This window comes from Mycobacteriales bacterium (genome assembly GCA_035550055.1).
Lineage (GTDB): Bacteria > Actinomycetota > Actinomycetes > JAFAQI01 > JAFAQI01 > DASZTV01.
In genome coordinates this window covers 1-10,209 of record DASZRO010000096.1, presented here as the reverse complement: position 1 = coordinate 10,209, position 10,209 = coordinate 1, and the positions used below count along the sequence as shown (strand labels likewise).

Below are 10,209 nucleotides of genomic sequence, written 5' to 3'. Positions count from 1 at the left end.
GGGTGCTGGCTGATGCGCAACCGCTTCCTCGGCACGGAGGTGTTCGAGGCGCTCGGCCTGCCGGTGAAGGAGTGCCAGGACATCTCTGAGCACTCCGAGTTCCAGCAGATCTTCCGGGCCCTGCTGTTCAGCCGCATCGTTCCGTGCGTGAAGGACATCGGGCTGTGGGGCGAGAAGGTCCAGAAGTGCTACGCCGAGATGGGCGTGCTGGACATGGCCGGCCACAACCTCGACGAGCTGATGAAGGCCGACGAGGACCAGGCCGACCTCATCGACCAGGAGAAGGCCGCCATGGCCGCTCGGGTCGCTGAGGTCGACGAGACGATCGCAGTAGGCGCCTCAGCCTGACCCCCCTTTCACCCAGCAACGCTGCGTTGCTGGGGCGATGGCCCGGTGACGCTGCGTTGCTGGGGGGAATGGCCCGGTGACGGAGCGTTGCTGGGGGGAATGGCCCGGTGACGCTGCGTTGCTGGGGGGAATGGCCCGGTGACGCTGCGTTGCTGGGGGAATGGCCCGGTGACGGAGCGTTGCTGGGGGTCAGGCGTCGCTGGAGAGCAGGAGGCGGCGCAGGGAGTCGAGGCGTTGCGGGCTGGAGTGGCCCGCCGCGATCCACGCGTCGAGCTCACAGACGTCCGGGTCGAGGTGGTCGCAGTCGCTCGGGCACTCGGCGGTGCCCGGCGCGATGTCGGGGAAGCACTCGACCAGGCGCCCGCGTCCGACGTGGGCCAGCCCGAACGAGCGAATGCCTGGCGTGTCGATCACCCACCCGCCGTCGGGCAGCGGCAACGCGATCGCGGCGGTCGTCGTGTGCTGGCCTTTGCCGCTGCTGGCGCTGACCGCCCCGATCCGCTGGGTCGCGTCGGGGACCAAGGCGTTGACCAGCGTCGACTTGCCGACCCCGGAAGACCCCACCAGCACGGTGACCTTGCCGGCGAGCGCCTCGCGCAACACGGCCACGGCGGCGTCGAATCCTGGCCGGCCCGAGCGCACGATCAGCAAGTCGAGGTCGCGGTAGATCGCGGCGAGCTCGTCGCTGGACGCAAGGTCGCTCTTCGTCAGGCACAGCCCCGGTGCGATCCCGGCGTCGTACGCCGCGACCAGGCACCGGTCGATCAGTCGCGGCTGCGGCGGCGGGTCGGCGCTGGCGGCGACGACGATCAGCTGTTCGGCGTTGGCAACCAGCACGCGTTCCACCGGGTCGCTGTCGTCCGCGCTGCGCCGCAACACCGAGCGTCGAGGGGCGATCCGTACGACGCGCGCCAGCGCGTCGGGACCGCCGCCGAGATCGCCGACCACGTCGACCTCGTCTCCTACGGCGATCGCCCGGCGACCCAGCTCACGCGCTCGCATCGCGACGACCAGGGTGTCGCCGTCGACCAGGCAGCCGAATCGACCACGGTCGACGCTGACGACGCGGCAGGTGGCGGCGTCTTCGTGCTTGGGGCGAAGCCGGCTACGTGGCCGTGATCGAGTACCGCGGGCGAGGCGGTCCTCGTCATCGATCGGCTGGCGGGTCAGCTGCCCGCTCCCGCGCCGCCCGCTCCGGGGCTGCCGACCGTGGTCTTGGTGACCGCTTCCGTCCAGACCCGCTCGAAACCGGGGAAGGTCTTCGCGGTGGTTGCGACGTCGTCGAGCTCGACGTCGGGTACCACCAGCCCGATGACCGCCGCCGCCATGGCGAGGCGGTGGTCGTCGTACGTCGCGAACGTTCCGCCGTGCATCCGGGTGGGGTTGATGGACAGCCCGTCACTGAGCTCCTCGACATCCGTGCCGAGTGCCTTCAGCTCGGCGGTCAGCGCGGCGAGCCGGTCCGTCTCGTGTCCCCTGAGGTACTCGACACCGGTGAGGTGAGACGGGGTGTCGGCGAGGGCGGCGACCGCGGCAATCACCGGGGTGAGCTCGCCGGCCTGTCGAAGGTCCAGGTCGGCGCCCTTCATCCGCTCCGGTCCGACCACCACCAGGCCGCGCTCGTCGAAGCGCGAGATCGCGCCGAAGGCGGCGAGCAGGTCGGGCAGCAACGCACCCGGTTGCGTCGAGTGCTGGGGCCAGTCGGGGATGGCCATCCGCCCGCCGGTCACGACGGCGGCCGCCAGAAACGGGGCTGCGCTCGACAGGTCCGGCTCGATGGTCTGCTCGATCCCGGCAAGCGGCCCGGGCGCGACCCGCCACAGGTCGTCGCCCACGTCGACGGCGGCGCCGCGCGCCCCGAGCATCGCGACCGTCATCGCCAGGTGCGGAGCGTTGGGGACCGGAAGGCCGCCGACATGGCGAATCTCGATCCCGGCGCCGTACGCCGGTCCCGCCAGCATCAGTGCGCTGACCAGCTGGCTCGACGACGACGCGTCGACGGCGACCCGACCGCCGGCCACCGCACCGGCGCCGTGGACGGTGAACGGCGCGCCTCCCCGATCGCCGTCATCGACCGTCACGCCGAGACTGCGCAATGCGCTCAACAGTGGCGCGACCGGTCTGCGGCGTACCGCCTCGTCGCCGTCGAACTCGACCGGTGCGTTCGCCAGCGCCGCGACCGGCGGGACGAACCGCAGCACCGTCCCCGCGTTGCCGACGTCGATCTTCGCGGCCGAGCGGGTGAACCGTTGACGCTCGACGCGCCACCGCAGATCGTCCGAGTCGTCGATCGAGACTCCGAGCGATCGCAACGCCTCGATCATGAGCGAGGTGTCGCGGCTGCGCAGTGGGTGCCTGATCACGCTCTGGCCCTCTGACAGCGCCGACAGCACCAAGGCCCGGTTGGTCATCGACTTCGAGCCAGGTACGCGAACGGCAGCGTTCACCGCACCGTCAACGGTGGGCGCTCGCCACGGCGTCTTGCTCACGGCTAGATCGTCCCATCAGCCGAGCGAGGTCGTCGCGCGGGCGATCCCGGCCCGGTCCGATCGCCCCCGCAGTGGCACATTGCTCGGGTGACACAGCTGAGCGCCCGGACCCTCGACATCGATACGCCGAGCGGTCCCGCTCACGTCGTGCTGACCCGCCGCGGTGACCGGGGCCTGTTCGTCGTCGGCCACGGTGCGGGAGGTGGGATCGACGCGCCCGACATCGTCGCGGTCTCGTCCGCGCTGGTGACGCAAGGGTGGACGGTGGCGCGGGTCGTCCAGCCCTACCGCGTGAAGGGTCACCGGGCGCCGGAACGGTCACCGCGTCTCGACGCGGCCTGGCTCGCGGTGCTGGACGGCCTGCGCAAGGAACGCAAGAACCGGCGGCTCGTCGTCAGTGGCCGCAGCAGCGGAGCGCGCGTCGCAGTGCGAACCGCCGACGAGGTTCAGGCGGACGGCGTCGTCGCGCTTGCCTTCCCGCTGCACCCGCCGGGCAAGCCCGAGAAGTCCCGGGCCGAGGAGATCGGGGCGCTCGAGGCGCCGTTGCTCGTCGTGCAGGGCGCCCGAGACGCGTTCGGGACGGCCGCCGAGCTGCCGCCGGGAACCAACGTGGTCGAGGTGCCCGGTGACCATTCGCTCAAGCAGGACACAGGGGCAGTCGCGGCCGCCGTCGTCGAATGGCTTGACCAACTCTAGGAAGAGCACCTGCACCGCCGGCGCGGGAATCAGCACCGCGGTGCCGGGCGTTCTTGGGTGCGTGGGCGTAGGACTATTGTCGCCACCCATGGCGACGCAAGAGACCGTCGAGGAGCGCACCGCGCGCTTCGAGCGGGACGCGTTGCCGTTCACCGACCAGCTCTACTCCGCGGCGCTGCGAATGACCCGCAACCCGGCGGATGCCGAGGACCTGGTGCAGGAGTCCTACGTGAAGGCCTTCGCCGCCTTCCACCAGTTCGAAGAAGGCACCAACCTCAAAGCGTGGCTCTACCGGATCCTCACCAACACGTTCATCAACAGCTACCGCAAGAAGCAGCGTCAGCCGCAGGAGTCCAGCGACGCCGAGGTCGAGGACTGGCAGCTCGCGAGTGCCGAGTCGCACAGCTCGTCGGGTCTGAAGTCGGCCGAGGTCGAGGCGCTCGAGCACCTGCCGGACAGCGACGTGAAGGAAGCGCTCCAGTCGCTTCCGGAGGACTTCCGGATGGCGGTCTACCTTGCCGACGTCGAGGGCTTTGCCTACAAGGAGATCGCCGACATCATGGGTACGCCGATCGGCACTGTGATGTCCCGCCTGCACCGCGGGCGCCGTGCCCTTCGCGAAGCGCTGGAGTCCTACGCCGCCGAGCGGGGCTATCTGCGGACGGGAGCAGAGTCATGAGCTGTGGCAACCCGCACGAGGTGGACTGCGTCGAGATCTTTCACCGTGTCGACGTCTACCTGGCTCAGGACTACGACGAGACGACCTGCATCGAGGTACGCCAGCATCTCGAGGAGTGCCGCCCGTGTCTCGAGCGGTTCGACCTCTACGAGGACGTCAAGAAGCTCGTCGGTCGCTGCTGCGGCGGCGAGGTCGCCTCGGTCGAGTTCAAGCAGCGGCTGCGGGCGAAGTTGGCGGAGGTAGAGGTGGAAGTGACCACTCGCGAGACCCGCCTGCCGTAGTGGTCGTTCGCGATTTCGGCCCGACTAGGGTCGGTGCGTGACCTCCTGGATGGTGACCGGCGGCGCCGGCTACATCGGCGCGCACGTGGTGAAGGCGCTTCGCGACCGCGGCGAGCCGGTCGTCGTGCTCGACGACCTCTCGACCGGGCAGGCCGACCGCGTCGGTGACGCCGTCCTCGTGCGCGGCAGCGTCGGAGACGGTGAGCTGGTCGAGTCCACGATCCGGGAGCACCGGGTTGGCGGCATCATCCACATCGCCGCGAAGAAGCAGGTCGGGGAGTCAGTCGCGCGGCCGATCTACTACTACCGCGAGAACGTCGGCAACCTGATGACGTTGCTCGAAGCGGCGACGGCGACCGGGGTGTCGTCGTTCGTGTTCTCCTCGAGCGCCGCGACGTACGGCATGCCCGACGTCGACCGGGTCGTCGAGGACACGCCGTTGACGCCGCTGAGCCCGTACGGCGAGACCAAGGTGGTCGGCGAGTGGCTCGGCCGGGCCACCGCCGCGATCTCGCCGCTGCGGGCGATCTCGCTTCGCTACTTCAACGTCGCCGGCGCGGCCTCGCCGCAGCTCGGTGACCCCGGCGTGTTCAACCTGATCCCGCTCGCGCTGCGCGCGCTGACCGCGGGGGAGGCGCCGAAGATCTTCGGTGACGACTACCCGACGCCGGACGGGACCTGTATCCGCGACTACGTCCACGTCGCGGACGTCGCGGACGCGCACGTGTGCGCGCTCGAGCACCTCACCAGCGGCGGCGACTCCGCGACGTACAACATCGGCCGTGGCGTCGGTTCGAGCGTCCGCGAGGTGCTCGCCGTGGTCGCGGAGGTCACCGGCATCGCGACCGAGCCCGTCGTGGTGCCGCGCCGCCCGGGCGATCCCGCCCGCATCGTCGCGGCTGCCGACCGCATCAAGGACGGGCTCGGCTGGACCGCTCGCTACGACCTGCGTGCCATGGTCGAAAGCGCGTGGGAGGCGTGGAAGGTGTCGCCGCCCGCTGGTTGATCGGCGTCACGTCTGCGTCGCGACGTCATCACGATGAACTCGGCGAGACCAGCTGCCACCAGTACGTCGCCGGGGCTGACGACCTCGGGCGCCACCGGGAACGGCACCGGGATCACGTCGCCGAGTGAGCGCCAGACCGAACCGATCCCGGCGATCGTGTGGCGGGGGTCGTTGCCGGTGGCGATCGACAGGATCGACACACCGGCGCGATGCGCCGCGACGATCGAGACCGGCATCGCGCCGTTGCGCGCGACGACCAGCGCGTTGAGGACCAACCCGGCGGCGACGAGCGGGATGCCGGCAACCCGGAGGTTGGCCAGGCAGAACCCGAGGGCGCACGCGGCGGAGGTGGCGAGACCGACGGAATAGCACCAGCCGTGGCCGGTGTGGTCGGCGAGCGCGGCGCCGGCGACCTGCACCGCCACGGCGGCGACGACGAGCGACTTGGCGCGAAGCTGCAGCTCGGCGAACCCGCGCCACTCGCCGCGGGTCAGCGTCGCGACCACACCGGCGGCGACGACGACGACCAGCACGAGCGCCACGTCCACTTCCCCACCCGCCGTACGGCGGTGTCGGTGACCGAACCTGTCAGGGCCAGTCTGCCGGGCGGGCGTCGACGGCGCCCGGCGGCGGGAGAGACTGTGGCCACCATGTTCGAGTCCTTGCTGGTTGCCAACCGCGGTGAGATCGCTCGACGGGTGCTGCGCACCGCGTCGGCGCTGGGCATCCGCACCATCGCCGTCCACTCCGAAGCGGACGCCGACCTGCCGTTCGTCAAGGAGGCCGACGAGGCCGTCCTGATCGGGCCGGCGCCGCCCGCGGAGTCCTACCTCGACATCGCGAAGGTCCTCGAGGCGGCGTCGCGCACCGGCGCCGAGGCGATCCATCCCGGATACGGCTTCCTCGCCGAGAACCCGGACTTCGCCGAGGCGGTCGTCGCGGCCGGAGTCGGCTGGGTCGGCCCGTCACCGGCGTCGATGCGGGCGATGGCGGACAAGATCAGCGCCCGCAACCTGATGGCCAACGCCGGCGTACCCGTCGCGCCGGGGACCACCGAGCCGGTGGCGGACGTCGACGCCGCGGTCGCGGCAGCCCGGGACATCGGGTACCCGCTGATGGTGAAGGCCTCGGCCGGCGGGGGTGGCATCGGCATGGGGGTCGCCCGCGACGAGGACGAGCTGCGCTCCGCGTTCGACACCGCGCGCACCCGCGCCGAGCGGTTCTTCGGCTCTCCCGCCATCCTGCTCGAGCGCTTCGTCGAAGGTGCACGCCACGTCGAGGTGCAGGTGCTGGGACTCAACGACGGACGGGTGCTGGCACTCGGCGAGCGGGACTGCTCCGTCCAGCGCCGTCATCAGAAGGTCGCGGAGGAGACCCCGTCACCCGGCGTCTCGCAGACGTTGCGGTCGGAGATGCTCCTCGGCGCGGTGCGGGCCGGCGAAGCGGTGGGCTACCTGGGTGCGGGAACCGTCGAGTGCCTGGTCGACCCGTCGACGCAGACCTATGTCTTTCTCGAGATGAACACGCGGCTGCAGGTCGAGCACCCGATCACCGAGCTCGTGACCGGGGTCGACCTGGTCGCGGCGCAGCTTCGAATCGCTGCGGGCGAAGCCCCGGACGTGGACTTCGACGCGCTCTCGCCCCGCGGTCACGCCCTCGAACTCCGGGTCTACGCCGAGGACCCAGTGCGCTTCCTGCCCTCGCCGGGTGAGATCACCGAGTGGGTCGAGCCGACCGGGGAGCACGTTCGCGTCGACTCCGGCTACGCCGCCGGCACCACCGTCACGCCGTACTACGACCCGCTGCTCGCCAAGCTCTGCGTCTGGGGGGAGGACCGGGCGCAGGCGATCGCCACGGCCCGCGAGGCCGTCGCGGGCTTCCGGGTGGAAGGGCCGAAGACCAACCTGGCCTTCTTCGCCCGCCTGCTCGGCGACCCGATCTTCGCCTCGGGTGACTACGACACTGGGATCATCGGGAAGATGCAGCCATGACGACGACCGACCTCCTCGCCGAGCGCGACGGGCACGTCCTGCGGTTGACCATCAACCGCGAGGACAAGCGCAACGCGCTGTCCGCCGATGTGATGCGCGGACTCCTCGACGGCGTCACGGCTGCCTCGACAGACCCCGAGGTGCGGGTGATCGTCGTCGCCTCGGCGGGAGAGCGGGTGTTCTGCGCGGGTGCCGACCTGGCTGTGATGTCCAACGATGCGACCGGTCTCGAGCAACACGAGGGGCGGGGCCTGCTCGCTCGCCTCGTGGTTGCGATGCGGTCCTGCCCGGTCCCGATCGTCGCGCGCGTGCAGGGACTGTGCCTGGCCGGCGGCATCGGGCTGGCGGCCGGCGCGGACGTCGTTCTCGCGCGCGAGAGCGCCTCGTTCGGGATGCCCGAGATCGACCGCGGGCTCTGGCCGTTCATGGTCAGCGCGCTGCTGTCCCGCCCCCTGTCCCCGAAGCACGCGATGGACCGGATGCTCGTCGGTGACCGGTTCGACGCGCGCACGGCCTACGAGATGGGCCTGGTGTCCCGGGTCTTCAGCGACACCGCGTTCGAGACCGAGTTCGAGGCGTACGTCGCCAAGCTCGCGGCGGCGGCCCCGGTGGCGATCCGGCTCGGCAAGGCCGCATGGGTCAGCGCGACAGAGACACCGTCCCTGCCCGCGGCGCTCGAGGCGATGCAGGCTCAGCTTTCCCTGCTGACCACGACGAAGGATGCCGCAGAGGGCATCTCGGCGTTCTTCGAGAAGCGTCCACCCGAGTGGTCTGGTCGCTGAGCGCACCCCGGGCCGGGCAGTGAGCGGTCAGCTCGTCGCAGGGATCGCGATCCTCGTCGGGTTCGCGGTCGTGATCGCGACGGGTTATGTCCTCTCCCGTCACCGCGCGCGTGACGTCCAGCCCGGTTCACCCGATCGGGTGACCGGCGAGGTCGTTTCGGGCCTGATGAGCGAGTTGCGGAAGGCCAAGGCGGAGGCCGCGCACTGGAAGTCGGCAGCTGAGCGTTTGCAGCGCGAGCTCGACGGGCGCTCGTGAGCGGCCCGCGGCCGATTACTCTCACAGTCCAGGTCCGAGATCGGAGGCCCGGTGGCAGAGGTCCGCGCCGAAATGGTGGCGAACGTGTGGAAGGTCCTGGTTACGGCGGGTGACCAGGTCGAAGACGGCGACACGCTGGTCATCCTGGAGTCCATGAAGATGGAGATCCCGGTCCTCGCCGAAGGGGGCGGCACGGTGACCCAGCTCCTCGTCGAGGAGGGTCAGGTCGTGCAGGAAGGCGACGTGATCGCGGTCATCGGATAGCGGGATCGAGTCGGCAGGGGGAGCGAAATGCGGTCAAGGTGGCAGGCGATCAGGCCGAAGGAGATGCTGTGACCTCGGCGCTCATGATCGAGCCGTTTCTCCGCGCGCTCGTCGAGTGCGGTGGGTCGGACCTGCACTGCAAGGTCGGCTCGCCGCCGCGAGTCCGCATCGACGGCCGGTTGCGCAAGCTCGAGACCCGCGACCTCACGCCCCCCGACACCGAGCAGATGGTTCGTGAGGTCCTCCGCGAGGACCTGATCGACGAGTTCGACCGCACCAACGAGGCCGACTTCGCCTACTCCCTGCCCGACGTCGGCCGCTTCCGGGTCAACGCCTTTCGCTCGCGTGGCTCGGCGGGGCTGGTGTTCCGGCGGGTCTCGGTCGGCGCGATCCCGCTGCGCGACCTCGGCCTGCCCGCCGTGCTCGAAAGCCTCGCGCTCGAGCCACGCGGGCTGGTCCTGGTCACCGGGCCGACGGGGTCGGGCAAGACCACCACCCTCGCCGGGATGATCGACCACATCAACCTCAACCGCGAGGTCCACGTGGTGACGATCGAGGACCCGATCGAGATCATCCACTTCGACAAGCTGGCGATGATCAACCAGCGCGAGGTTCGGGTCGACACCGACGACTTCCACGTGGCCCTTCGCGCCGCGCTGCGGCAGGACCCCGACGTGATCCTGGTCGGCGAGATGCGTGACCAGGAGACGGTCCGCGCCGCCCTCGCCGCAGCCGAGACCGGTCACTACGTCATGTCGACGCTGCACACCACCGACGCGCAGGAGACCATCACGCGTGTCGTCGACTTCTTCCCGCCCCATGAGCAGAAGCAGGTCCGGATCTCCCTCGCCAGCGCCCTGCGCGGCATCATCTGCCAGCGACTCGTCCCGCGTGCGGACGGCGAGGGCCGGTGCGTCGCGATGGAGATCTGCATCAACACCGGCCGCGTCGCGGACGCGATCATGGACGCCGACAAGTCCTCGGCGATCTTGAGCCTGATCGCCGACGGCTCCTACTACGGCATGCAGACCTTCGACCAGCACCTGGTCGCGCTGATCCGCGACGGGGTCATCACTCTCGACGCCGCGATGACCGCGTCGACCAACCCGCACGACCTGACCGTCGAGCTGCGCCGGGTCGGCCTCGTCGCGTAGCGCGGACGGCGACTGACTTCGCCGCCGTGCCTCTACGCTCGTCGCGTGCCGACGATGGACGAGCTGCTCGCCGAGCGCGGGTTCACCGACGCGGCGGCACCGCGGGTAGGCGGGGTCAGTGAGGCCCTGCACCGCCTGGTCGGTGACTGGCAGCTGCTCGCCGACCTCTCCTTCGCGGACCTGCTGCTGCTCGTCCCGGACGACGCCGGGCGGGACTTCGTCGTCGTGGCGCAGATCCGGCCGACGACCGGGCCGACGGCCTA

Annotated in this window: 14 protein-coding genes; 11 read left to right on the top strand and 3 right to left on the bottom strand. The window is 70.5% G+C overall.

Annotation, left to right across the window (positions count from 1 at the left end):
- Window positions 1–348: aminobenzoate oxygenase (locus tag VG899_14565; GenBank protein HWA67581.1), on the top strand; the 348-nt coding region annotated here is incomplete at its 5' end.
- Between the two features lie 189 nt (window positions 349–537).
- On the opposite strand, the gene rsgA is transcribed toward VG899_14565, so the two are convergent.
- Window positions 538–1,350 carry a ribosome small subunit-dependent GTPase A gene (gene rsgA, locus VG899_14560; GenBank protein HWA67580.1) on the bottom strand — a complete coding sequence of 271 codons (813 nt, stop codon included), beginning with the start codon at window positions 1,348–1,350 and terminating at the stop codon, window positions 538–540.
- 164 nt (window positions 1,351–1,514) lie between these two features.
- Window positions 1,515–2,837, bottom strand: a complete 1,323-nt coding sequence (gene aroA / locus VG899_14555; GenBank protein HWA67579.1) for a 3-phosphoshikimate 1-carboxyvinyltransferase — start codon at window positions 2,835–2,837, stop codon at window positions 1,515–1,517.
- Window positions 2,838–2,924: 87 nt separating this feature from the next.
- On the opposite strand from aroA, the gene VG899_14550 reads away from it, so the two are divergent.
- The 4 genes from VG899_14550 to galE all read left to right on the top strand — a co-directional run bounded on the left by VG899_14550 (window position 2,925) and on the right by galE (window position 5,499).
- Window positions 2,925–3,533, top strand: coding sequence for an alpha/beta family hydrolase (locus tag VG899_14550; protein HWA67578.1), 609 nt, complete (start codon window positions 2,925–2,927; stop codon window positions 3,531–3,533).
- An 88-nt stretch (window positions 3,534–3,621) separates the two neighbouring features.
- Window positions 3,622–4,212 carry a sigma-70 family RNA polymerase sigma factor gene (locus VG899_14545; GenBank protein ID HWA67577.1) on the top strand — a complete coding sequence of 197 codons (591 nt, stop codon included), beginning with the start codon at window positions 3,622–3,624 and terminating at the stop codon, window positions 4,210–4,212.
- Window positions 4,209–4,493, top strand: a complete 285-nt coding sequence (gene rsrA / locus VG899_14540; GenBank protein ID HWA67576.1) for a mycothiol system anti-sigma-R factor — start codon at window positions 4,209–4,211, stop codon at window positions 4,491–4,493. Before VG899_14545 ends, rsrA begins: the two co-directional genes overlap by 4 nt.
- A 49-nt stretch (window positions 4,494–4,542) precedes the next feature.
- Window positions 4,543–5,499 (top strand): UDP-glucose 4-epimerase GalE, encoded by a 957-nt coding sequence (galE, locus tag VG899_14535; GenBank protein HWA67575.1) that lies wholly within the window; start codon window positions 4,543–4,545, stop codon window positions 5,497–5,499.
- On the opposite strand, the gene VG899_14530 is transcribed toward galE, so the two are convergent.
- A complete protein-coding gene (locus VG899_14530; protein ID HWA67574.1) occupies window positions 5,433–6,041 on the bottom strand; it encodes a DUF5317 domain-containing protein in 609 nt (202 codons plus the stop codon). The two genes, galE and VG899_14530, sit on opposite strands and share 67 nt — an antisense overlap.
- A gap of 108 nt (window positions 6,042–6,149) precedes the next feature.
- Here VG899_14530 and VG899_14525 point away from each other — a divergent pair, with 108 nt between their 5' ends.
- The 6 genes from VG899_14525 to VG899_14500 all read left to right on the top strand — a co-directional run.
- On the top strand, window positions 6,150–7,490 hold the full coding sequence (locus tag VG899_14525) for a biotin carboxylase N-terminal domain-containing protein (GenBank protein HWA67573.1): 1,341 nt from the start codon (window positions 6,150–6,152) through the stop codon (window positions 7,488–7,490).
- The gene (locus VG899_14520; protein HWA67572.1) at window positions 7,487–8,272 is read left to right on the top strand and encodes an enoyl-CoA hydratase-related protein; all 786 of its coding nucleotides are present in this window, start codon (window positions 7,487–7,489) and stop codon (window positions 8,270–8,272) included. Before VG899_14525 ends, VG899_14520 begins: the two co-directional genes overlap by 4 nt.
- A gap of 19 nt (window positions 8,273–8,291) precedes the next feature.
- Window positions 8,292–8,528: a hypothetical protein gene (locus tag VG899_14515; GenBank protein ID HWA67571.1), complete on the top strand. Its 237-nt coding sequence runs from the start codon at window positions 8,292–8,294 to the stop codon at window positions 8,526–8,528.
- Between the two features lie 51 nt (window positions 8,529–8,579).
- A complete protein-coding gene (locus VG899_14510) occupies window positions 8,580–8,792 on the top strand; it encodes a biotin/lipoyl-binding carrier protein (protein HWA67570.1) in 213 nt (70 codons plus the stop codon).
- A 68-nt stretch (window positions 8,793–8,860) separates the two neighbouring features.
- Complete coding sequence (locus VG899_14505) at window positions 8,861–9,946, top strand: PilT/PilU family type 4a pilus ATPase (GenBank protein ID HWA67569.1); 1,086 nt, start codon at window positions 8,861–8,863, stop codon at window positions 9,944–9,946.
- A gap of 54 nt (window positions 9,947–10,000) precedes the next feature.
- The coding region (locus VG899_14500; protein HWA67568.1) for a histidine kinase N-terminal domain-containing protein at window positions 10,001–10,209 on the top strand (209 nt) is incomplete at its 3' end.